At 67.4% G+C, this 22,441-nt stretch carries 24 protein-coding genes; 11 read left to right on the plus strand and 13 right to left on the minus strand.

Going from position 1 to position 22,441, the window contains the following annotated elements:
* Positions 1-70 precede the first annotated feature (70 nt).
* From ggt to ACFPU0_RS05010, 6 genes are all read right to left on the minus strand, one after another.
* On the minus strand, positions 71-1,777 hold the full coding sequence (ggt, locus tag ACFPU0_RS04985; protein WP_377691677.1) for a gamma-glutamyltransferase: 1,707 nt from the start codon (positions 1,775-1,777) through the stop codon (positions 71-73).
* Between the two features lie 3 nt (positions 1,778-1,780).
* Positions 1,781-2,032 carry a YfhL family 4Fe-4S dicluster ferredoxin gene (locus tag ACFPU0_RS04990; protein ID WP_028629061.1) on the minus strand — a complete coding sequence of 84 codons (252 nt, stop codon included), beginning with the start codon at positions 2,030-2,032 and terminating at the stop codon, positions 1,781-1,783.
* A gap of 108 nt (positions 2,033-2,140) precedes the next feature.
* A complete protein-coding gene (coaD, locus tag ACFPU0_RS04995; protein ID WP_377691678.1) occupies positions 2,141-2,620 on the minus strand; it encodes a pantetheine-phosphate adenylyltransferase in 480 nt (159 codons plus the stop codon).
* A 170-nt stretch (positions 2,621-2,790) separates the two neighbouring features.
* A complete protein-coding gene (locus ACFPU0_RS05000) occupies positions 2,791-4,386 on the minus strand; it encodes a GMC family oxidoreductase (protein ID WP_377691679.1) in 1,596 nt (531 codons plus the stop codon).
* Between the two features lie 44 nt (positions 4,387-4,430).
* The gene (locus ACFPU0_RS05005; RefSeq protein WP_377691680.1) at positions 4,431-4,976 is read right to left on the minus strand and encodes a twin-arginine translocation pathway signal protein; all 546 of its coding nucleotides are present in this window, start codon (positions 4,974-4,976) and stop codon (positions 4,431-4,433) included.
* A gap of 28 nt (positions 4,977-5,004) precedes the next feature.
* Positions 5,005-6,435: a coniferyl aldehyde dehydrogenase gene (locus ACFPU0_RS05010; protein ID WP_377691681.1), complete on the minus strand. Its 1,431-nt coding sequence runs from the start codon at positions 6,433-6,435 to the stop codon at positions 5,005-5,007.
* Positions 6,436-6,686: 251 nt separating this feature from the next.
* Here ACFPU0_RS05010 and ACFPU0_RS05015 point away from each other — a divergent pair, with 251 nt between their 5' ends.
* Entirely contained in the window at positions 6,687-7,352 is a 666-nt protein-coding gene (locus ACFPU0_RS05015) for a TetR/AcrR family transcriptional regulator (RefSeq protein ID WP_377691682.1), read from the plus strand.
* Here the strand turns inward: ACFPU0_RS05015 and ACFPU0_RS05020 are convergent.
* From ACFPU0_RS05020 to ACFPU0_RS05035, 4 genes are read right to left on the minus strand one after another with little or no spacing between them, the layout of a single operon-like run.
* On the minus strand, positions 7,349-8,359 hold the full coding sequence (locus ACFPU0_RS05020) for a hydrolase (RefSeq protein WP_377691683.1): 1,011 nt from the start codon (positions 8,357-8,359) through the stop codon (positions 7,349-7,351). The genes ACFPU0_RS05015 and ACFPU0_RS05020 overlap by 4 nt on opposite strands.
* A gap of 34 nt (positions 8,360-8,393) precedes the next feature.
* Complete coding sequence (gene rsmD, locus ACFPU0_RS05025) at positions 8,394-9,011, minus strand: 16S rRNA (guanine(966)-N(2))-methyltransferase RsmD (protein ID WP_377691684.1); 618 nt, start codon at positions 9,009-9,011, stop codon at positions 8,394-8,396.
* Positions 9,011-10,492 (minus strand): M16 family metallopeptidase, encoded by a 1,482-nt coding sequence (locus ACFPU0_RS05030; RefSeq protein WP_377691685.1) that lies wholly within the window; start codon positions 10,490-10,492, stop codon positions 9,011-9,013. Before ACFPU0_RS05030 ends, rsmD begins: the two co-directional genes overlap by 1 nt.
* Entirely contained in the window at positions 10,485-11,840 is a 1,356-nt protein-coding gene (locus ACFPU0_RS05035; RefSeq protein ID WP_377691686.1) for a M16 family metallopeptidase, read from the minus strand. The genes ACFPU0_RS05030 and ACFPU0_RS05035 overlap by 8 nt, the downstream gene beginning before the upstream one ends.
* A gap of 143 nt (positions 11,841-11,983) precedes the next feature.
* On the opposite strand from ACFPU0_RS05035, the gene ftsY reads away from it, so the two are divergent.
* From ftsY to ACFPU0_RS05060, 5 genes are all read left to right on the plus strand, one after another.
* Positions 11,984-13,396, plus strand: coding sequence for a signal recognition particle-docking protein FtsY (ftsY, locus tag ACFPU0_RS05040; RefSeq protein WP_377691687.1), 1,413 nt, complete (start codon positions 11,984-11,986; stop codon positions 13,394-13,396).
* A complete protein-coding gene (gene ftsE, locus ACFPU0_RS05045; protein ID WP_377691688.1) occupies positions 13,393-14,061 on the plus strand; it encodes a cell division ATP-binding protein FtsE in 669 nt (222 codons plus the stop codon). The genes ftsY and ftsE overlap by 4 nt, the downstream gene beginning before the upstream one ends.
* Positions 14,061-15,080 (plus strand): permease-like cell division protein FtsX, encoded by a 1,020-nt coding sequence (gene ftsX / locus ACFPU0_RS05050; RefSeq protein WP_377691689.1) that lies wholly within the window; start codon positions 14,061-14,063, stop codon positions 15,078-15,080. The genes ftsE and ftsX overlap by 1 nt, the downstream gene beginning before the upstream one ends.
* A 113-nt stretch (positions 15,081-15,193) precedes the next feature.
* Positions 15,194-16,048 (plus strand): RNA polymerase sigma factor RpoH, encoded by an 855-nt coding sequence (rpoH, locus tag ACFPU0_RS05055; RefSeq protein WP_377691690.1) that lies wholly within the window; start codon positions 15,194-15,196, stop codon positions 16,046-16,048.
* 60 nt (positions 16,049-16,108) lie between these two features.
* Entirely contained in the window at positions 16,109-16,711 is a 603-nt protein-coding gene (locus ACFPU0_RS05060) for a hypothetical protein (protein WP_377691691.1), read from the plus strand.
* A gap of 27 nt (positions 16,712-16,738) precedes the next feature.
* Here the strand turns inward: ACFPU0_RS05060 and mtgA are convergent, their stop codons facing one another.
* Positions 16,739-17,431, minus strand: coding sequence for a monofunctional biosynthetic peptidoglycan transglycosylase (gene mtgA / locus ACFPU0_RS05065; protein WP_377691692.1), 693 nt, complete (start codon positions 17,429-17,431; stop codon positions 16,739-16,741).
* Positions 17,432-17,505: 74 nt separating this feature from the next.
* Here mtgA and ACFPU0_RS05070 point away from each other — a divergent pair, with 74 nt between their 5' ends.
* The 5 genes from ACFPU0_RS05070 (at position 17,506) to ACFPU0_RS05090 (ending at position 21,353) form a co-directional block, all read left to right on the plus strand.
* Positions 17,506-17,883, plus strand: a complete 378-nt coding sequence (locus ACFPU0_RS05070) for a DUF423 domain-containing protein (protein WP_377691693.1) — start codon at positions 17,506-17,508, stop codon at positions 17,881-17,883.
* Between the two features lie 106 nt (positions 17,884-17,989).
* Positions 17,990-18,190: a sulfur carrier protein ThiS gene (gene thiS, locus ACFPU0_RS05075; RefSeq protein ID WP_377691694.1), complete on the plus strand. Its 201-nt coding sequence runs from the start codon at positions 17,990-17,992 to the stop codon at positions 18,188-18,190.
* Positions 18,191-18,278: 88 nt separating this feature from the next.
* Complete coding sequence (locus ACFPU0_RS05080; protein ID WP_377691695.1) at positions 18,279-19,073, plus strand: thiazole synthase; 795 nt, start codon at positions 18,279-18,281, stop codon at positions 19,071-19,073.
* A gap of 62 nt (positions 19,074-19,135) precedes the next feature.
* Entirely contained in the window at positions 19,136-19,855 is a 720-nt protein-coding gene (trmB, locus tag ACFPU0_RS05085) for a tRNA (guanosine(46)-N7)-methyltransferase TrmB (protein ID WP_377691696.1), read from the plus strand.
* A gap of 154 nt (positions 19,856-20,009) precedes the next feature.
* Entirely contained in the window at positions 20,010-21,353 is a 1,344-nt protein-coding gene (locus ACFPU0_RS05090) for a DUF1329 domain-containing protein (protein ID WP_377691814.1), read from the plus strand.
* A 204-nt stretch (positions 21,354-21,557) separates the two neighbouring features.
* Here ACFPU0_RS05090 and ACFPU0_RS05095 read toward each other — a convergent pair whose 3' ends face one another.
* Positions 21,558-21,812 carry a hypothetical protein gene (locus ACFPU0_RS05095; RefSeq protein ID WP_377691697.1) on the minus strand — a complete coding sequence of 85 codons (255 nt, stop codon included), beginning with the start codon at positions 21,810-21,812 and terminating at the stop codon, positions 21,558-21,560.
* Positions 21,813-22,061: 249 nt separating this feature from the next.
* On the minus strand, positions 22,062-22,385 hold the full coding sequence (locus tag ACFPU0_RS05100; protein ID WP_377691698.1) for a DUF3392 domain-containing protein: 324 nt from the start codon (positions 22,383-22,385) through the stop codon (positions 22,062-22,064).
* Positions 22,386-22,441: the final 56 nt, after the last annotated feature.

Here is a 22,441-nt window from a genome sequence, read left to right on the forward strand (position 1 = left end):
AACGGTGGACCGGTGAAGCGTGGTCCACCCTACGGGACCGCTGCGCGGCCCCAGGCGAATGAATTCGCTCCTACCTGACCGTCTCGACTTCGAGCACTTCGGAACGGCCCAGGCCGCGGGGATCGCTGGCGGCCTCGAGGCTGCCCTTGGCCTTGTTCCAGTAGAGCACCTGCTGGTTGCCGTAATTGCGCTCCAGCGGCTTGAGGCTGTAGCCACGGGCCCGCAGTTCGGCGCTTTCGGCGCTGCTGAAGGCGCCTGGCTCGTGCTCGATCTGGTCCGGCAGGTACTGGTGGTGATAGCGCGCCACCGCCGGCCAGCGGCTGACCGGCTGGCCGTCCAGGTACTCCAGCACCGAGAGCAGCACCATGCTGGGAATCCGGCTGCCCCCCGGCGTGCCGAAGGCAGCGAACTCCTGTTCGCTCTCGATGAAGGTGGGGCTCATGGAGGACAGCGGGCGTTTGCCCGAACCCACCGCGTTGGCCTGGCTGGCGGCCAGGCCGTAGGCATTGGCGCCTTGCGGATTCGCGGCGAAATCATCCATCTCGTCATTCAGCAGCACGCCGGTACCGGGCACGGTGAAGGCGGCGCCGAAGGGCAGGTTGATGGACAGGGTGGCGGCCACCGCATTGCCGTCCTTGTCGATCACCGTGAAATGGGTGGTGTGGTCGCCTTCGCGCCAGGGCGGTGAGGGTGGCAGGCTGCTGCTGGGGGTGGCGCGGCGGGCGTCGATGCCGGTGGCGAGGCTCTTCAGGTAGCTGGCGTCGAGCAGCTTGGCCTGGGGAATGGCGACGAAATCCGGGTCGCCCAGCAGGCCACGGTCGCGGTAGGCCCGGCGCAGGGCTTCCACCACGTAATGGGTGCGTTGCACGCGGTCGGCCTTGCGCCAGGGCAGCTGCTGCAGCATGGCCAGGCTCTGGGCCAGGGCGATGCCGCCGGCCGACGGTGGCGGGGCGCTGATCAGCTCGCGGCCTTCGGCGAGACGGAAGCGGATCGGCTGGCGCTCCACGGTGCGGTAATCGGCCAGGTCGCGCAGGCTCCAGATGCCGCCGGCGGCGTTCACCCCCTGCACCAGCTTCTCGGCCGTCTGCCCGCTGTAGAAGCCGGCCTTGCCGTAGCGGGCGATGCGTTCCAGGGTGTTGGCCAGTTCCGGCTGGCGCAGCAGGCTGAACTCTTCCGGAACCTCGCCATTGTGGTCGAGGAACAGCCGTGCCGTCTCGGGGTCGTCGCGCAGGGAGGACAGGCGCCAGATGGCGCGTTCGCGGTAGATGCGGTCCACCGAGATGCCGTCGCGGGCCAGGCGGATGGCCGGGGTCAGGCTGTCGGCCAGGGGCAGGCGGCCGTAACGGCTGGCGAGGTCCGCCAGGGCGGCCGGCAGGCCGGGGATGGCGGCGGCCATGGGGCCATCCAGGGACAGCTTGGCGTCAACCTTGCCGTCACGCACGTAGAGACGCGGATGGGCGGCGAGAGGCGCGCGTTCGCGGGCATCGAGGAAGCGATAGACGGGCTTGTCGCCGCCCTGGCGAAGGAGGAAGAAACCGCCGCCGCCCAGGCCCGAGCCGTAGGGCTCGGCCACCGCCAGGGCGGCGCTGATGGCCACTGCGGCATCGAAGGCGTTGCCGCCCTGGGCCAGGGTTTCCAGGCCGGCTACCGTGGCCGACGGACTGGGGGTGGCCACCGCCGCACGGCCCGGCTCGGCTGCCTGCAGCGCGCCCGCACAGAGCAGGAGCAGCGTCGCGAGCAGCGCACCACGGTACGCGCCGCGTTCCGGGCGGCCCATGGGTCAGGCCTTGCCGGTGAGCTTCAGGTACTTCTGCATCAGCTCATCCTTGCTTTCGACATGGGTCTCGTCGAGCGGTATGCAGTCGACGGGGCAGACTTGCTGGCACTGGGGTTCGTCGTAGTGGCCGACGCATTCGGTGCACAGGTTGGGGTCGATCACGTAGATCTCCTCGCCCTGGGATATCGCGCCGTTCGGGCACTCGGGTTCGCAGACGTCGCAGTTGATGCAGTCGTCGGTGATCTTGAGGGACATGGGAACAACTCCTGCCGTCGCCATTGAAGCGGCGGCCTAGAACAGAAAATAGCGGAATTGTGCCGGATTGGGGCGATCGACGCACGCGCCGATCGCGCAGGGCTACTCTCAGCGCTTGAAGCGCTCGGCCAACGCCGCGGCCACCGCGGGATGGACGAACTTGCTGATGTCGCCGCCCAGGGCTGCGATCTCGCGCACCAGGGTGGAGGAAATGAAGGAGTACTTTTCCGACGGAGTGAGGAACATGCTCTCCACGTCCGGCGCCAGTTGGCGGTTCATGTTGGCCAGCTGGAACTCGTACTCGAAGTCGGAGACCGCGCGCAGGCCACGGAGGAAGACATTGGCGTTCTGTTCCTTGACGAAATGCGCCAGCAGCGTGGAGAAGCCCACCACTTCGACGTTGGGCAGGTGCTTGGTGACTTCGCGGGCCAGTTCCACGCGCTGCTCCAGGCTGAACAGCGGATTCTTCTTCGGGCTAGCGGCTACGGCGATTACCACGCTATCGAACAGGCGCGAGGCGCGTTCGATCAGATCGCAGTGACCCTTGGTGATGGGGTCGAAGGTGCCCGGATACAACACTCGGTTCATCGCCACGTCCTGACAGGGGGCCGAAAGGGATTCGGATGGTAGCGCAGCGGGCCCCGGCGGCCAAGACGAGGGCTCACCCTGCGGCAGCCGGCCGACGGACATGCCAGAGGATCGCGCCGGGACCGGGCAGGCCAGGGCCACCCGATCGGTGTCCTTTGCCGGGAGGTTCGCTACGCCTGGCCCAGCCGTGCGGCCAGGGCGCTGGCCAGTTTGGCCGTCAGCCCGTAGACCGACAGCTGCGGGTTGGCGCCGATGCTGGTGGGGAACAGCGATCCGTCGTGAACCGACAGGTTGCCCAGCTGATGATGGCGCCCAAGGCTGTCGGTGACCGCCTGCTGCGGGTCCTCGCTCATGGCGCAGCCGCCCATCACGTGGGCGCTGCCCAGGCGGGCGCGGTACAGCTCCATGGGCAGGCCGTCGATCAGGCTGCGCGCCTCGGCCAGGGTCTTCACGTAGTCGGCGTCGCTGTGCAGCGGCAGCACGGCGCGGGCGCCGGCGGCGAACTGGATCTCGGCCATGACGTGGAAGGCCCGGCGGATGCCATCCCAGGTGTAGTCGGTCATGCGGTAGTCGAGCACCGGGCTGCCGTCGCCTCGCAGCTCCACCGTGCCTTCGGCGCTGTCCGGGTGGAAGCCGTCGCGCATCAGCGCCAGCATCACGTTGGTGTGGGGCAGTTGCTCCATGCGCAGGGCGTTGTCGACGCCGAAGCGGCCCAGCAGGGTGGTGGTGAGCGCGGGCTGCAACGGTGGCACTTCCAGCTTGTAGGACATGCGCCCGGTGGCGCCGTCATCCCACTGGAAATGGTCGGAGTAGATGGATTGCGGGGCGCCGTAGAAGGGGTTGATCACCCGGTCGAACTGCGCGGCGGAGAAGTTCACCACGTGCAGGAAGGTGCGTTTGCCGACGCGATCGTGCGGGTCCGGCGCGCCGGAACGCAGGAGCAGGCCGGGAGTGTTGATGCCGCCCCCGGCGAGCACGTAGTGGCGCGCCTTCACCCTGATCTTGCGGCCGTTGGGCGCCACGCAGCGCTCGTCCAGGCCCAGGCACTCGATGCCGGCGACCTGGTCGCCCTCGATCAGCAGCTTGTCGGCGCGGGCCAGGTAGAGCAGTTCGCCGCCCTTCTCCAGGGTGGCGGGAATGGTGGTGACCAGCATCGATTGCTTGGCGTTGGTCGGGCAGCCCATGCCGCAGTAGCCGAGGTTCCAGCAGCCGCGCACGTTGCGCGGGATGACCTTCCAGTGCAGCCCGAGCTTCTCGCAGCCCAGGCGGATCACATCGTTGTTCGGGTTTGGCGGGATGGCCCAGGGCGCCACGCCCAGGCGCTGTTCCATCTTCTCGAACCAGGGGGCCATCTCGGCCGCCGACAGGCCCTTCACGCCGTGCTCGCGGGCCCAGTGTTCGAGGGTCGGCTCCGGGGTGCGGAAGCTGGACGTCCAGTTCACCAGGGTGGTGCCGCCCACGGCGCGGCCCTGGAGGATGGTGATGGCGCCGTCCTTGGTCATGCGGCCGATGCCTTCCTGGTAGAGGCTGGGGTAGGCCTCGGCCTCCTGCATCCTGAAGTCGGAGCTGGTCTTGAGCGGGCCTTCCTCGATCAGCAGCACCTTGAACCCGGCGGCGCTGAGGATTTCCGCGGTGGTGCCGCCACCCGCGCCGCTGCCGACGATGGCGACGTCGGCCTCCAGGGTCAGGTCCTGCTCCAGGCGAGAGCCGTTGTGGGTTTTCCAGCCGCGGGCCAGGCCCTCGGCGAACAGATCGGGTACGGGCATGTCAGGGTCTCGAGCGAGTTCTTGTTATAGGGCGCGAGCGGCGGTCATACCGTCGGCGGCCCCGGATAGCCGCAATGGGCCCAGGACTCCGGGCGGCCGTACCAGGCCATCATCACCAGTTGCAGCAGGGACGCGTGGCCCATCTTCAGCAGGCCGATGGAGCTGTTCTGCCAGCGTTCCAGGAATTCGCGAATGTCCTGGGCGCTGGCCTTCTCCCAGCTACCCCAGACCCCGGTCAGCGGGCCGCGGGTGATCGGCAGGGCGAGCACGTCGAAGAGTTGCAGGGTCAGCTTGAGCATTTCCGGCGACAGGCGGTGCAGGGAGTAGTCCAGGCTCTGCAGGGTGCCGTCCACGGCCCGGGCCATCTTCTCGGCTGGCACTGCGCCCTCCAGCATCACCGGCACCAGGGCGCGGAGGAAGGGCAGGTCGGATTCGCGCAGCACATTGAGGCCGCCGGCGGGCGCGCTGGCCGAGCAGCCGGTGAGGCTGGCGGTGATCCCGGCTGTGGCGAGGAAGGCCGAGCCGAACAGCCCGACCTTGAGCAGGTTGCGCCGGGACAGCCCCGGCGCGTCGAGGGTGGTTTCGCTCATTCTTGTTATCTGCCTGCGAAAGCCCGCCTCAGCGGACGAAGAGTTTGTAGACCAGTTTCTGGATGGCCTTGCCGTAGGGCGGGTAGATCATCTTCGCGGCATTGAAGCGCTGCTTGATGAACACGCCCTTGGCCTTGCTGAAAGTGAGGAAACCCTCGTGGCCGTGATAGTGGCCCATGCCCGAGGGGCCGATGCCGCCGAACGGCATGTCGTCCTGGGCCACGTGCAGCAGGGTGTCGTTCAGGCATACGCCGCCCGAGTGGGTCTCGTGCAGCACGCGCTGCTGCTCGGCCTTGCCGTAGCCGAAATAGTAGAGCGCCAGCGGGCGCGGACGGTCGTTGATGTAGGCGAAGGCGTCATCGATGCGGCGGTAGGGCACGACGGGCAGCAGGGGGCCGAAGATTTCCTCCTGCATCAGTTTCATCTCGTCGGTGGCGCCCAGTACCAGGGTGTGCGGCAGGCGCCGGCCCTGGGCCTCGGGGAACAGCGGCACCAGGCGCGCGCCCTTGGCTTCGGCGTCGGCCAGGTAGCCCTTCAGGCGGCCCAGCTGGCGCTCGTTGATGATCGCGGTGTAGTCGGGGTTGTCCGCCAGTTTCGGGTAGAAGCCCTGCACGGCCCTGCGGTAGGCCTCGACGAAACCCTCGACACGATCCTCGGGCACCAGCACGTAGTCCGGCGCTACGCAGGTCTGGCCGGCGTTCATGGTCTTGCCGAAGGCGATGCGCTCGGCGGCGTCGGCGAGCGGCACATCGGCGGAGACGATGGCCGGCGACTTGCCGCCCAGTTCCAGGGTCACCGGGGTGAGGTTCTCGGCGGCGGCGCGCATCACGTGCTTGCCGATGCTGGTGGCGCCGGTGAACAGCAGGTGATCGAAGGGCAGGCGGGAGAAGGCCACGCCCACCTCTGCCTCGCCCAGGGCCACGGCCACCAGGTCTTCGGGGAAGATGCGCGCCAGCAGGTCCTTGACCAGTTGCGAGGTGGCCGGGGTGGACTCGCTCATCTTGAGCATCACCCGATTGCCGGCGGCCAGCGCGCCCACCAGCGGCCCGATGGCCAGGTACAGCGGGTAGTTCCAGGGCACTATCACGCCGACCACCCCCAGGGGCTGGTAGACCACCTTGGCCGAGGCGGGCTGGAAGGCCAGGCCCACGCTGCGGCGGGACGGTTTCATCCACTTCTTCAGGCGCTTGGCGGCGTAGTGGATGCCGTGCAGGCTGGGCATGATCTCGGCCAGCAGGGTCTCGTTGGCCGAGCGGTTGCTGAAGTCCGCGGAAATGGCGGCGATCAGGGCATCCTGTTCGGCGAACAACAGCTCGCGCAGGGATTTCAGCCACTGGATGCGCTGCTCGGCGCTGGGCATGGGATTGGCGCGAAAGGCCTCGCGCTGGCCCTGGAAGAGGGACTCCAATTGGCTGATCTGCTGCTGGGTCTGTTGCAGGTAGGCGATGTCGGCAACCATGGCGCGGTTCCTCGGGGGGCTCCGGGAGTATCGTCCCTATCCGCCGGGCGGACGTGGCGAGGCTCTGTTGTTGTGGTGTCGCTGGATTTTTAGAGCAATTACTCTAGCCTGTCAAATGGCTTGCCTGCCGGACCGTCCGACGGCAGCCCAACGAAAGCCGGGCAAACCGGCTTGGGGTAACACCAGGTGTATCCCGTGCCCGGGCGGTGTACCTTTGCCGTGCCCCACCGCTAGCAGGAAAGACCGCCCCGATGGCCCAACGACCCAAGACCCGCGACCGCATCGTTCTGGAGAGCCTCGCGCTGTTCAACACCCAGGGCGAGCGCAACGTCACCACCAACCACATCGCTGCGCACCTGGGCATGTCGCCGGGCAACCTCTATTACCACTTCCGCAACAAGCAGGAGATCATCGCCGAGCTGTTCGGCCAGTACGAAGCGCGGGTGGACAGCTTCCTGCGCTTGCCGGAGGGACGCGGGATGACGGTGGAGGACAAGACCTTCTATCTGGAGTCGCTGTTGGCGGCCATGTGGGAGTTCCGCTTCCTGCACCGCGACCTCGAGCACCTGCTGGAGTCCGACGGCGAGCTGGCCGCGCGTTACCGCCTGTTCGCCCAGCGCTGCCTGGACCACGGCCAGGCCATCTACCGGGGCTTCGTCGAGGCGGGAATCCTGCTGATGACCCCCGCCCAGATCGAGGCGCTCACCCTGAACAGCTGGATCATCATCACCTCCTGGGTGCGCTTCCTCTGCACCACAAGGGTGGAGCCCGGCGATCTCAGCCAGGAACTGCTGCGCCGCGGCATCTACCAGGTGCTGGCGCTGGAGGGCGGCTACCTGGCGCCCGAGGCGCAGCCGGCGGTGAAGGCGCTGTACGAGAAGCTGTATGTGCCGCTGGAGCACGTCGTGCCGAACTAGCGGCAGCTCTCCAGCCAGTCCGGAATCCGCCGTTCCAGGTAGTAGGCGGGTTTTTGCGGCGACCCCTCGATGAAGCCCACGTGGCCGCCTCGCGCATGCAGTTCCATGCGGGTGGTGGCGGAGAGTTCGTGGGCCTGCGGCAGGCTGTGGCGGAAGACGAAGGGGTCGTCGGCGGACTGGATCAGCAGGGTGGGGATGCGGATGCCGTCCAGGTAGTAGCGGCTGGAGGCGCGGCGGTAATAGTCCTGCGCGTCGCTGAAGCCGTGCAGCGGTGCGGTGATGCGCCCGTCGAATTCCCAGAAGCTGTTCAGGCCTTCCAGTGAGCCCAGGCGCTCCAGGGTGGACAGGTGTTCCGCATGGCCCTGGTGGGCGAACAGGCGCTGCTTGCTCTTCACGTAGGCCACCATCTCGCGCATGAAATGCGCCTGGTAGACCCGCGAGAAGCCGAGGGCGATGCGGTCGGCGCACTGGTCCAGGCGATAGGGCACCGAAACCGCCACCGCAGCTTCCAGGCCACAGTCTTCGCCGGTCTCGCCCAGATGCTTGAGCAGCACGTTGCCGCCGAGGGAATAGCCCACTGCATGGAGCGGGGCCAGCGGACGGTTGGCCTTCAGGTGGTGGATCGCGGCGGCCAGGTCCTCGCTCACCCCCGAGTGGTAACCGCGGGGCAGCAGGTTGGGCTCGCCGGAGCAGCCGCGCCAGTTGATGGCCACGCTGGCCCAGCCGCGGGCGGCGAGTTGCTGCTGCAGGCCGAGCACGTACAGCGAAGTGGAGGAACCGGTCAGCCCATGGAGGACCAGCACCAGGGGCGAGCTGGCTTCATGGGGGCCGTGCCAGTCCAGGTCGAGGAAGTCGCCATCCTCCAGCCACAGGCGCTCGCGCCGGCGCTCCAGGTGCGGTGGCGTGCGGCAGAAGGGCGACCAGAGGGTCTGCAGGTGCGGGCCGGGCAACCACCAGGCGGGCTGGAAGTCGTTGCGGGTGGTCACCGGGGCGTGGAACTGGTTCATCGGTGCAGCCGTCACTCAGGGCCTGAACAGGTACTCAGGCGTGGGGGCTCTCCCCGGTCGTGCGCTGCCACAGGGCGTAGTACACCTGGCCGGCTTTCTTCTCCCGGTGCAGGCGCCAGTTGCCCGGCAGGCCCAGCGTGGAGGGCGGGTTCTCGCTTTCGGTATAGACCCAGGCGCGGGGTGCCAGCCAGCCGCGATGTTCCAGAAGGTCGCAAACGGGGGCCAGCAGCCCCTGGTTGAATGGCGGGTCGAGGAATACCAGGTCGAAGGCGCTGGGCGGCTGCGTCTCCAGGTAGCGCAGGGCGTCGCTTTGCAGCAGCCTGCCCTTGCTGCAGCGCAGCACGTCCAGGTGGCCGCGCAGGGCGGCCACCGAGTCGGGATTGAGATCCAGGGCCAGGCCCTCGGCGGCACCGCGGGACAGCGCTTCCAGATAGAGTGCGCCGCTGCCGGCGAACGGATCGAGGATGCGGGCGCCTTCCACGTAGGGCGCCAACCAGTTGAACAGCGTCTCGCGCACCCGGTCGGGGGTGGGGCGCAGGCCGGGACCGTCGGGGAAGGCGAAGCGCCGCGAGCGCCATTCGCCGGCGATGATGCGGAGTTGGCCCTGGCCGCCGTGGGTGGGGCGAGCGGGTTTGGCGGTTGGCTTGCGCATCAGTGCTCCGGTACGCCGCTGGGCATTTCAGCGGGTTTGTCGGTGGGGGGTGGCAGGTCCTTCTGGGCGACGGTCGGGCCGGCGGTGACGATGACGAACCGGTCGGGGTCGAGGTGCTTGGCCATGGCCGCCTTGACCTGGGCCACATCCAGCGCCTGGACCTTGGTCATGAAGTCTTCCAGGTAGGTCAGCGGCAGGTTGTAGAAGCCGATGGCGCCCAGCTGGCCGACGATGTCGGCGTTGCTCGCGGTGGACAGCGGGAAGCTGCCCGCCAGTTCGCGCTTGGCGTCGTCCAGTTCCTTCTGGGTCGGGCCCTCGGCCAGGTACTGGCGGACGATATCCTGGATCAGCTTGAGGGTGCCCTGGCTCATCTCGGCGCGGGTCTGCAGGCCGATCATGAAGGGGCCGCGCACCTGCATGGCGGTGAAGCCGGAGCTGATGCCGTAGGTCAGGCCGCGCTTCTCGCGCACCTCTTCCATCAGCCGGGTGCCGAAGCCGCCGCCGCCGAGGATCTGGTTACCCAGGTAGAGCGCAGCGTAGTCCGGGTCGTTCCGGTCGATACCGAGCTGGGCCAGCATCAGGTGCGTCTGCTTGGACGGGAACTCGATGTGGTTCAGGCCGGGTTCGGGGGGGTCCGGCTCGGGTAGCTTGGGCAGCGCGGGGCCCTTGGGCAAGGCCCTGGACACCTGGCCGGCGATGGCTTCGGCGTCAGTGCGGGACAGGTCGCCGACCAGGGCGATCACCACATTGCCGGCGGCGTAGGCCTTCTGGTGGAAGGCGCGCAGCTGGGCCACGCTGATGCCGGGGACGGATTTCTCGTCGCCTTCGCTGGGGTGGGCATAGGGGTGCTGGCCATAGAGCTTCTCGAACAGCTCCAGGCCGGCCAGCTTGCCGGGATTCTGCTTCTGGTACTCGAAGCCGGCGAGCATCTGGTTCTTGATCCGGGCCAGGGAGTCTTCCGGGAAGGTCGGCGCGCCGATCACCTGGGTGAAGAGTTCCAGGGCGGGCTGGCGCAGCTCGGGCGCGGTCAGGCTGCGCAGGCTGGCAATGGCCATGTCGCGGTAGGCGCCGTTGCCGAACTCCGCGCCCAGGCTCTCGAAACCTTCGGCGATGGCAGTGACGTCCTTGCCGGCCACGCCCTCGTTGAGCATGGCATTGGTCAGGGTGGCCAGGCCCGGCGTGCCGTCGTCCTGGCTGCTGCCGGCGGCGAAGGTCAGGCGCAGGTCGAACATCGGCAGTTCGGGGGCGGCGACGAAGAGCACCTTGGCGCCTTCGGCGGTGGTCCAGCTCTGGATGTCCAGGGTGCGGCGCCCTGGCGCCTTGTTGCCCACCTCGGCCAGGGACTGCAGGCCCTCGGCCGGGGTGGCGGTTTCGGCGGTGGCCTCGGTGGCCGGGCGGTCGACGATGACGCCCAGCACGCCGAGCAGGACGATCAGGGCCAGGCCGAGCAGGCCGTAACGCAGGCCGTTGCGCTCACTCATTGCGGGCCTCCTCGGGCAGGATGTGGGCGACGCTCAGGCGGTCGCGGGTGAAGAAGGTCTTGGCGGCGGCCTGGATATCGGCGGGGGTCACGGCTTCCAGGGCGGCGAGGTCCTGGTCCATCAGCTTCCAGGACAGGCCGACGGTTTCCAGCTGGCCGATGGTGGTGGCCTGGCTGGTGATGGAGTCGCGCTGGTAGACCAGGTCGGCGATCGCCTGGGCACGCACGCGCTTGAGCTCCTCGGCGCTGGGCGGGGTGTTCTTCAGGTCCTCCAGCTGGCGCCAGATACCGGCTTCGGTCTGCTCCAGGGTCTTGCCCTTCTGCGCGTTGGGGGTGGCGCTGACGACGAACAGGCTGTCGCCGCGGGGGAAGCCGTCGTACCAGGCGGAGGCGCCGCTGACCAGCTCCTCGCCGCGCTCCAGGCGACTCGGCAGGCGTGCGCTGTAGCCGCCGTCGAGCAGGGTGGAGATCAGCCGCAGGGCGTGGACCTGGCGGGCGTCCTTGGCGGTCGCCAGCCCCGGCACGTTGAAGCCCATCAGCAGGCTCGGCAGCTGGGTGCGCAGGTGCAGGGTCAGGCGGCGCTCGCCGGGGGCGGACAGCTCCAGGGGCTTCTTCGCAGGCGGCACTTCGCGCTTCGGAATCCCGGCGAAGAAGCGTTCGGCCAGCTTCTTGACCTCGTCCACCGTGACGTCGCCCACCACCACCAGGGTAGCGTTGTTCGGCGCGTACCAGGATTCGTACCAGTGGCGCAGTTCCTCGACCTTCATGCGGTTGAGGTCGGCCATCCAGCCGATGGTGGGGATGTGGTAGCCGCTCGCCGGGTAGGCCATCGCCTTGAAGCGCTCGAAGGCCTTGGCGGTGGGCTTGTCGTCGGTGCGCAGGCGGCGCTCTTCCTTGATCACCTCGATCTCGCGGTTGAACTCCTCGGGCGGCAGCTTGAGGCTGGCGAGGCGGTCGGCTTCCAGCTCGAAGGCGACGCCCAGGCGGTCGCGGGCCAGCACCTGGTAATAGGCGGTGTAGTCGTCGCTGGTGAAGGCATTCTCCTCGGCGCCCAGCTCGCGCAGGATGCGCGAGGCTTCGCCGGGGCCGAGCTTGCGGCTGCCCTTGAACATCATGTGTTCCAGGGCGTGGGAGAGGCCGGTCTGGCCGGGCGTCTCGTAGCTCGAGCCGACCTTGTACCAGAGCTGGGAAACCACCACGGGGGCGCGGTGGTCTTCACGGACCACGACCTTCAGGCCGTTGTCCAGGGTGAACTCGTGGGTGGGCTGGTTGTCTGCAGCGAGTGCCAGGACGGGCAGACAGAGCGCGCAACACAGCAAGCCGGCGGCTTGTCGGGCAATGGCTTTCATCGATGTTCTTGACCTGTCGGACGGCCCCGGCGGTCGTACCGCCTGCGGGCGAAGAGGTGCTAGGATACCCCATCCTTTCCCGGGGCGGCGAAGCTGGCCGGCATAGAGCCAGTACGGCCGCTCCCTTGAGATGCAATCGACTCATGTTTGGTTCCAACGACGACAAGAAAGCTCCGGCGCAGGCCGGGGAAAAGAAATCCTTGTTCGGCTGGCTGCGCAGAAAGCCCCAGGAAACCGCTCCCGTCGCTCCGGCGGAACCGGTGGCGCCTGTCGAGGCCGAGGCGCCGGCCGCCTCTGCGCCCGCCTCCGAAACCGTGCCGGCCGCCGAGCCCATCGCTGAACGGGACGCCGCGCCAGTGGCGGCTCCCGTGGTCGCTCCGGTGCCAGCGCCAGCGCCCGTTCCTGCTCCCACTCCGGTAGTGGTCGAGGCCCCGCCGCCGGTAGTCGAGACGCCTGCGCCCGCGCCCGCTCCGGTGATTGCCGAGAAGCCGGCGGTGATCGAGCCTGCTGCACCTGCACCTGCACCTGCACCTGCACCTGCACCTGTACCGGTCGCCGCTCAGCCTGTTCCTACGCCTGAACTGGTACAGGTCGCACCGGTTCCCGCAGCAGTATCCGAGCCCAAGACCGGATTCTTCGCCCGCCTCAAGCAGGGCCTGTCGAAGACCAGCGCCAGTATCGGCGAAGGCATGGCCAGCCTGTTCCTCGGTCGCAAGGCCATCGACGACGACCTGCTGGATGAGATCGAGACCCGCCTGCTCACTGCCGACGTCGGCGTGGAGGCCACCAGCGTCATCGTCCAGAGCCTGACCCAGAAGGTCGCGCGCAATCAGTTGGCCGACGCCGACGCCCTCTACAAGGCCCTGCAGGAAGAACTCGCCGCCCTGCTGCGCCCGGTGGAGCAGCCGCTGAAGATCGACGGCGGCCGTGCGCCCTACGTGATCCTGGTGGTCGGCGTGAACGGCGTCGGCAAGACCACCACCATCGGCAAGCTGGCCAAGAAGCTGCAGCTGGAAGGCAAGAAGGTGATGCTGGCCGCCGGCGACACTTTCCGCGCCGCCGCCGTGGAACAGCTGCAGGTCTGGGGCGAGCGCAACAACATCGCCGTGATCGCCCAGCACACCGGTGCCGACTCCGCCTCGGTGATCTTCGACGCCGTGCAGGCCGCCAAGGCCCGTGGCGTCGATGTGCTGATCGCCGACACCGCCGGCCGCCTGCACACCAAGGACAACCTGATGGAAGAGCTGAAGAAGGTGCGCCGGGTGATCGGCAAGCTGGACGACTCGGCTCCCCACGAAGTGCTGCTGGTGCTGGATGCCGGCACCGGGCAGAACGCCATCAACCAGGCCAAGCAGTTCCACCAGGCGGTCAACCTGTCGGGCCTGGCGCTGACCAAGCTGGACGGCACCGCCAAGGGCGGGGTGATCTTCGCCCTGGCCAAGCAGTTCGGCCTGCCGATCCGCTACATAGGCGTCGGCGAAGGTATCGACGACCTGCGCACCTTCGAGGCCGATGCCTTCGTCAAGGCCCTCTTCGCCGAGCGGGAGTCCGCATGATTCGATTCGAGCAGGTCGGCAAACGCTATCCCAATGGCCATGTCGGCCTGCACGAACTGAGTTTCCGCGTCCGTCGCGGCGAGTTCCTCTTCGTCACCGGCCATTCCGGTGCAGGCAAGAGCACCCTGCTGCGCCTCTTGCTGGCGATGGAGCGCCCCACCAGCGGCAAGCTGCTGCTGGCCGGGCAGGACCTGTCGACCATCACCAACTCGCAGATCCCTTTCCTGCGCCGCCAGATCGGCGTGGTCTTCCAGAACCACCAGCTGCTGTTCGACCGTAGCGTGTTCGACAACGTCGCCCTGCCGCTGCAGATCCATGGCCTGTCCAAGGCCGAGATCGCGAAACGGGTGAGCGTGGCGCTGGAGCGCGTGTCCCTGGCGGACAAGGCCGAGCTGTTTCCGGCCGACCTGTCCACCGGCCAGCAGCAGCGCGTCGGCATCGCCCGCGCCGTGGTGCACCGCCCGGCCCTGCTGCTGGCGGACGAGCCCACCGGTAACCTGGACCCGCGCCTGGCCGCCGAGATCATGGGCGTTTTCGAGGACATCAATCGCTTGGGTACCACAGTGCTGATCGCCAGCCACGACCTGGCGCTTATCGCGCGCATGCGCCATCGCCTGCTCACCTTGCAACGCGGTCGCCTGATCGGCGACGGGGAGGCGGTCTGATGAGCGCCAAGCAGATGCCGCCGCCGAAGCCCGCCGAGCGTGTGGGCGCATCGCCCCGGCACGTCGAGACGCCGGAGCAGGGTGACGAGGGGCCGGATTTCCGTACGCTCCTGCACGCCTGGCTGGAAAGCCACCGCGCCAGCCTGGTGGACAGCCTGGGCCGCCTGGGCCGCCAGCCCATCGGCAGCTTCTTCACCTGCCTGGTGATGGCCATCGCCCTCAGCCTGCCCATGGGCCTGTCCCTGCTGCTCAGCAACGTCGAGCGCCTGGGCGGTTCCTGGCAGCGCGCGGCGCAGATTTCCCTGTTCATGAAGCTCGACGCCAGCGAGGCCCAGGGCCAGAAGCTGCGCGACGAGATCGCCGGCATGCCGGACGTGGCCGAGGCCGAGTGGATCAGTCGCGAGCAGGCCCTGGCCGAGCTGCAGCAGCAGTCCGGCCTCGGCGAAGCCCTCAAGGAGCTGCCGCAGAACCCGCTGCCGGGCGTGGTCCTGGTAACGCCCAGGGAAGTCGACAAGGCGGCCCTGGAAGCCTTGCGCCAACGACTCTCCGAGATGCCCGGCATCGAGCAGGCGCAACTGGACCTGGTCTGGGTCGAGCGCCTGTCGGCCATCCTCAAGCTGGGCGAGCGCTTCGTCTTCGGCCTGGCGGTGCTGCTGATCCTGGCGCTGCTGCTGGTGATCGGGAACACCATTCGTCTGCATATCGAGAACCGCCGCACCGAGATCGAAGTGATCAAGCTGGTAGGCGGGACCGACAGCTACGTGCGCCGCCCCTTCCTTTATATGGGCGCGCTCTATGGTACCGGCGCCGGCCTGCTGGCCTGGCTGGTACTGGCCTATGGCCTGGATTGGCTGAACGATGCGGTGGTGCGCCTGGCCGGCCTCTATGGCAGCGATTTCGCCTTGGCCGGAGTGCCGTTGGCCGATGGTCTATCCCTGCTTCTGGGGGCCGTGCTGCTGGGGTACATTGGCGCCTGGCTGGCCGTCGCCCGGCACCTGAGCGAGCTGGCACCACGCTAGAGGCTCCGGTTCTCGCGGGGCTTGCGAAGGGGTGTAACGAAACTTTTACGCCCCCTTGCAGTCAGATGGGCCAGTGCTACACTGCGCGAGCTTTAGTGAATCGGAGGATTCGCATGACCACTTCCCTGCAACCTGTCTATGCCCTGGCCCCTGGTGCGAACCTGGAGGCATACGTGCATGCGGTCAACGGCATCCCGCTGTTGTCCGTCGAGCAGGAGCGCGAACTGGCCGAACGCCTCTTCTATGAACAAGATCTGGAAGCGGCACGGCAAATGGTATTGGCGCACCTGCGCTTCGTCGTGCACATCGCCAAGAGCTATTCCGGCTACGGCCTGGCCCAGGGCGACCTGATCCAGGAAGGCAATGTCGGCCTGATGAAGGCTGTGAAGCGTTTCAACCCCGAGATGGGCGTGCGCCTGGTCTCCTTCGCGGTGCACTGGATCAAGGCCGAGATCCACGAGTTCATCCTGCGCAACTGGCGCATCGTCAAGGTCGCCACCACCAAGGCGCAGCGCAAGCTGTTCTTCAACCTGCGCAGCCAGAAGAAGCGCCTGACCTGGCTGAACAACGACGAAGTCCACGCGGTGGCCGACAGCCTCGGCGTCGAGCCCCACGAAGTGCGCGAGATGGAAAGCCGGCTGACCGGCCAGGACATGGCCTTCGATCCGGCGGCGGACGCCGACGACGACAGCGCCTTCCAGGCCCCGGCCCACTACCTGGAAGACCACCGCTACGACCCGGCGCGCCAGCTGGAGGAAGCGGACTGGAGCGACAGCTCCACCGCCAACCTGCACGAAGCGCTGGACGGCCTGGACGAGCGCAGCCGCGATATCCTCTACCAGCGCTGGCTGGCCGAGGAGAAGGCGACGCTGCACGACCTGGCGGCCAAGTACAACGTCTCCGCCGAGCGTATCCGCCAGTTGGAGAAGAACGCCATGAACAAGCTCAAGGGCTTCATTCAGGCGTGACGCTGAAACCCGGAAAAGCCGCACCTCGGTGCGGCTTTTTTCTGCCTGGAGAAAACCGCCATGCCCATGCCGCCCCTGCGCACTATCCATTGGCTGCTGTTCGCCGCAGTCGCCGTGCTGTTCTTCTCCATGGCGCTGTGGATGAGCCGGCAGGCCGACCAGGCCGAACCGCTGGCCTGGCTGGTGGACTGGCAGAAGGCGGTGATCGAGCCCCTGGCCGAGCAGGAGCTGACCCTGACGCAACTGAGCGAACAGGCGCCGGGTGAGCTCTGGTTGCAGCCGCGTGCCGACGGTCCGCGACTGGTCTATCGCTCCGAGCAGGGCCGCGATGAGGGCGCCTGGCGCCTGGAGGCGGAGCTGGAGCTCAGCGGCAGCGAGCATGCCAGCCTGGCCAAGGCCCTGGGCAAGGGCACCGAGGAGCAGCCCCTGAGCGGCGAGATGCTGGGGCAGCTGGGCGGCCACCGGGTGGCGGTGTTGAACATGGTGCCCATGGCCGAGGTTTCGGCTGCGCGCCTGGCCGCCAGCATCGGCCCGCCGCGCCTGCGCATGCGCACCGGTGAGGGCGAGGCCTGGGTCTATCCCCAGCAGGGGCTGAGCGTGCACCTCTCCGACGGCAAGCTGCAGTTGCTGCACCTGGTGCCACGGGAGGCGATGAAGCACTGAGTGGGCGCAGGAGCCCGAGGGCAGGCCTCAGAGCTGCTGCAGGTACTGGCTGCCGCCCAACTGGTTCATCTGCCGGCGGATCCAGCCGGCGCGGCGGGCGACATAGCCGCCCGGCCGAGAGGGGCTCCAGTGCCTCGGGTTGGGCAGTACCGCCGCCAGCAAAGCCGCCTGCTGGCGTGACAGGCGCGCCGCCGGCACGCCGAAGTGCCGGCGCGCGGCCTCCTCGGCGCCGAACACGCCGTTGCCCCATTCCACGCTGTTCAGGTAGACCTCGAGAATCCGCTGCTTCGGCCAGAACAGTTCGATCAGGCCGGTGAACCAGACTTCCAGCCCCTTGCGCAGCCAGTTGCGGCCGGACCAGAGGAACAGGTTCTTCGCCACCTGCTGGCTGAGAGTACTGGCGCCCCGGATCGAGCCGCCGCGCTCATTGTGTGCCAGGGCCTTGCGGATGGCCGGAATATCGAAGCCCCAGTGCTCGGCGAACTTCTGGTCTTCGGCGGCGATCACCGCGATCTTCAGGTCGTTAGGCAGATCGTCCCAGGACACCCAGTCGCGCTCGATGTCGATGGGCTTGCCGTCGATCCACGACTCGATCTTGCGTTCCACCATCAGCATCGAGCCCGGCGGCGGCACCCAGCGGAACAGGATTACCAGCAACACGGACGCCGCCGCGAACCAGAGCAGCAGTGTGAACAGGCGGCGGCGAATGGTGCTGAACATGACTAGGGTCTAGCTTGGCCCGGGAAAATTTGCGCGCCATTATAGCGGCCGTCCGTTCCCTGTCTGGAGTCCCCATGGCGCGCCTGTTCCTGTTGCTGTCCGCATTCGCCGGTTTCACCGGGGTGGCCCTTGGTGCCTTCGCCGCCCATGGCCTCAAGAGCAGGCTGACTCCCGAGTACCTGGCGGTGTTCCAGACCGGCACCCACTACCAACTGATCCACGCCCTGGCGCTGTTCGGTGTCGCCCTGCTGGCGTTGCATGCCCCGGGGCGCCTGGTGAGCCTAGCTGGAGGCTTCTTCGCCCTCGGTATCCTGCTGTTCTCCGGCAGCCTCTACCTGCTGACCCTCTCCGGCATCGGCAAGCTCGGCATCATCACCCCCTTCGGTGGCCTGGCCTTCCTCGCCGGTTGGCTATGCCTCGGACTGGCCGCCTGGAACCTCTCCGTTCGCTAACCTGACCCAGGCGTCAGATTGTGGGACGAATGGCGCCGTTTTGCCTTGGTCCGGCGCGGGTATCGGGCTAGAATGCCGTCCCCTTTCCAGTTGTGACCGACCCGTCATGCGCATTCAGTTGAACGGCGAATCCTTCGAGTTGCCCGATGGCCAGACTGTCGCGGACCTCATCGCCCGCCTGGATCTGACCGGCCGCCGCGTCGCGGTCGAACTCAATCTCGACATAGTGCCGCGCAGCCTGCACGCTGCTACCGCCCTCGCCGAAGGCGACCGCGTCGAGGTGGTGCACGCCATAGGCGGCGGCTAGTCGCGGGCCCCACGCCCGCCTAGCCGCATCCACCTGCAGTACTCGTTCCGCGCTTCGCGCAATTCCCTCTGCCCGCCAGGAGTCCAGCATGAGCCAAACGCCGATCGACAAGCCCTTCACCCTTGCGGGCCGTACCTATCAGTCGCGTCTGTTGGTGGGCACCGGAAAGTACAAGGACCTCGTTGAGACCCGCGACGCCATCGAGGCCTCCGGCGCCGAGATCGTCACCGTGGCCGTGCGCCGCACCAATATCGGCCAGAACCCGGACGAGCCCAACCTGCTGGATGTGATTTCCCCGGACAAGTACACCATCCTGCCCAACACCGCCGGCTGCTATAACGCCGAAGAGGCAGTGCGCACCTGCCGCCTGGCCCGCGAGCTGCTGGATGGCCACAAGCTGGTCAAGCTGGAAGTGCTGGCCGACCAGAAGACCCTCTTCCCCAACGTCGTCGAAACCCTCAAGGCCGCCGAACAACTGGTCAAGGATGGTTTCGACGTCATGGTCTACACCAGCGACGACCCCATCATCGCCCGCCAACTGGCCGAGATGGGCTGCATCGCGGTGATGCCCCTGGCCGGCCTGATCGGCTCCGGCATGGGCATCTGCAACCCCTGGAACCTGCGCATCATCCTCGAGGAAGCCAAGGTCCCGGTGCTGGTGGATGCCGGCGTGGGCACCGCCTCCGACGCCACCATCGCCATGGAACTGGGCTGCGAGGCGGTGCTGATGAACACCGCCATCGCCCACGCGCAGAATCCGGTGATGATGGCCGAGGCCATGAAGCACGCCATAGTCGCCGGCCGCCTCGCCTACCTGGCCGGGCGCATGCCGCGCAAGCTCTACGCCAGCGCGTCGTCGCCGCTGGACGGACTGATTCGCTGAGAGCCGGTCACGATCACGAGATCGTGAGCAGGTTCTGAATTTCACTGACAGGTTTCGCACGCATGATTGAACAACAGGGCTCGCCGGCCGCCGCTGACGAAACGCGCCACCACCGCACCATCAAGAGCTTCGTGATGCGGGCCGGGCGCATGACCGAGGGCCAGCAGCGCGGCCTCGACCAGGGCTGGCCGAAGTTCGGCCTGGAGCTGGCCGACGGTCCGCAGGACTTCGATGCCCTGTTCGGTCGCCGCGCGCCGCGCACCTTCGAGATCGGCTTCGGCATGGGCCACGCCACCCTGGAGATGGCCGCGAACGCGCCGGAGCAGGACTTCATCGGTGTCGAAGTGCATCGTCCGGGCGTCGGCGCGCTGCTCAACGGCGCCATGACCCAGGGCCTCTCCAACATCCGCGTGTACAGCTGCGATGCCCTGGAAGTGCTGCGCGACTGCGTGGCCGACGCCAGCCTCGACCGCGTCCTGCTGTTCTTCCCCGATCCCTGGCACAAGTCCCGCCACCACAAGCGGCGCATCGTCCAGCCGGCCTTCGCCGAGCTGGTGCGGCAGAAGCTCAAGGTCGGTGGCGTGCTGCACATGGCCACCGACTGGGAGCATTACGCCGAGCACATGCTGGAAGTGATGAACGTCGCGCCCGGCTACCGCAACCTGGCCGAGGACGGCCGCTACGTGCCGCGCCCGGAAGAGCGCCCGGTGACCAAGTTCGAGCGCCGCGGCGAACGCCTCGGCCATGGCGTCTGGGACCTCAAGTTCCAGCGCATCGATTGACCGACCGCCGCCTGACGGCGGCTCGGCAGACCTGACTAGACCGGGACCACCCGGCACCTCACCTGATCCGACGATAGCAACGCTCGCCCCTGGGGCGGGCGGCATAAGAATAAGAGCGACGTGGCGCCGCCTGCGTCGTGAGGAGAAGGCTGTGTTGTTGAAAACATTCGGATATCTGCTCCTGGCCGGCTGTGCCCTGCAGGCCCAGGCCAAGGTCGATGCTACCCAGGCCGCCCGTCTCGGGCAGGACCTCACTCCGCTGGGCGGCGAACGCGCCGGCAATGCCGCCGGCACCATCCCGGCCTGGGATGGCGGACTCGCCACCCCGCCGGCCGGCTACCAGCCGGGCATGCACCACCCCGATCCCTATGCCGGCGAAGCCCCGCGCTTCGTCATCGACGCCAAGAACGCCGGCCAGTACGACAAGCTGCTGACTCCCGGCTACAGGGCCCTGCTGGCAGCGCATCCGGACTACAAGCTGCGGGTCTTCCCGACCCACCGAAGTGCCGCCGCTCCGCAGCGCATCTACGACGCCACCCGCTCCAATGCCGGGAACGGCACGCTGATCGCTGGCGGCAATGGCGTGGAGGGCGTGGCGGCGGGCGTTCCCTTCCCGCTTCCGGCCAACGGCCTGGAGGCCATCTGGAACCACATCCTGCGCTACCGCGGCGAGCAGGTCCATTTCACCACCAACCAGGCCGCGGTCCTCGCCAACGGCAGTTACAACCTGCTCAAGCTGGAACGGGACATCTACTTCGTCTACGGCCGCGACGGCATGACCCCGGGCAATCTGGAGAACACCCTGTTCTTCTACAAGTACCGCGTGGTGGCGCCGGCCAAACTCTCCGGCTCGGCCCTGGTGGTGCAGGAAACCCTCGACCAGGTGCTGTCGATCCGCAAGGCCTGGCGCTTCAACCGCGGCGAGCGCCGCGTGCGCCGGCTGCCGATGCTGGCCTACGACACCCTGCAGCCCGACACCAACGGCCTGGCCACCGCCGACGTGGTGGATTCCTACAACGGCGCGCCGGACCGCTACGAGTGGCAGCTGGCGGGCAAGCAGGAGATGCTGGTGCCCTACAACAGCTATGCGGTGCACCAGAAGGGCATTCCCTACGGGCAGATCCTCACGACCAGCTATGTGAATCCCGACCTGCTGCGTTACGAGCAGCACCGGGTCTGGGTGGTGGAGGCGACCCTGCGCAAGGGGTTCAGCCATCTCTACGCCAAGCGGCGATTCTATCTGGACGAGGACAGCTGGCAGATCCTCGCCGTCGACCTCTACGACAAGGAGGGGCAACTGACCGGTATGCAGGAAAGCCATCCGATCAGCTATTACGATGTGCCCATGTTCGGCAGCACGCTGGAAACCATCTACGATTTCCCGGGTAACCGTTACTTCGTCGATGGCCTGGACAACAACGAACCCATGTATGATTTCAACGCCGCGCTCAGCCCGAGGGATTTCACGCCCCAGGCGCTACGGCGCGAAGGCAATTGATTCCGGCCTGCCTGGCCATCCCAGCCGTCCCTCGGGGCGGCTTTTTAATGGGCGGGTGGTTGTGGGAGCGATTTCAATCGCGAATGAATTCGCTCCCACCGCCCCGTAGGGTGGATGGCGCTTTTCCATCCACCAGCTGCGCTATGCCGGGCCTCGAATGGTGGACCACGCTTTTCGGTCCACCGAGGGGGCATTCGGTGTTGTTCAGTTGATCAGCTCCGCCCCGGTCAGGGTCGCGTCCGGCAATGTCGGCGGTGCCGGGCTGATCTGCAGGTACTTGATGCTCTCGCGGGGTATCAGCAGCAGGTCGCCATCCACCTCGATGCTGAGGAAGGGCGATTCCAGCTGGCGGCGCAGGCCCCGGGCGACTTCCACCGGGTCGGCGGATTGCCGGGGAAAGCGCAGGGCCAGGCGCTGGCCATCCTGGAAGTGCAGGTAGAGGTGCTTGATCGGCTTCATGGGCGTGCTCCCTGGATTGGCGGCCATGGCCGCCAGGGCCGCCGCCGGCCTCAGAACCCATTTACGACCTGCTGCGCGTCGGCCCTGCGGCGTTAAAAACAGGCTCGGAAAGCCGCTTGCGGCTAACGCGCTTCAGCGCGGCCCGAAGGGCGAGCGAAGCGAGTAATGCTCATTTACAGCTCGTAAACTCCGCATCCTCGCCTGTTTTCGCCTTGCACGGCTCTAGCTCGCGAGATCGAAAACGGGTCCTCAGTTGCGATCGGCGATGATGCCGATCACGAAGAAGACTAGTAGCAGGACGGGCGCCAGGGTGTAGTTGTTGAAGTAGCCCAGCCCCTTGGCCAGCCAGGGCGTCACGTAGATCATCGCCAGCCCGTAGCCGACGGCGCAGAGCAGCACGAAGAGCAGGGTGCGGAAGAGGAAGTTGAGGCTGCCGATGCGCTGCTGCACCCAGGCATTGATGGTCGGGCCGAACAGCACCAGCAGGGTGGCCATTATGGCCAGGGCGATCTCGTCGAGGTGGCCGCGGGTCCAGCGCGAGAGGGTGGCGATCATGTCCAGTACGGCGTCCATCCGGGGTCCTTGGTCTAGTGGTTCGGGGCAGACGATTCCAAATTCGCGGCCTGCCC

The sequence above is a fragment of the Pseudomonas sp. GCM10022186 genome (assembly GCF_042656385.1).
In the GTDB taxonomy this organism is placed as follows: domain Bacteria; phylum Pseudomonadota; class Gammaproteobacteria; order Pseudomonadales; family Pseudomonadaceae; genus Metapseudomonas.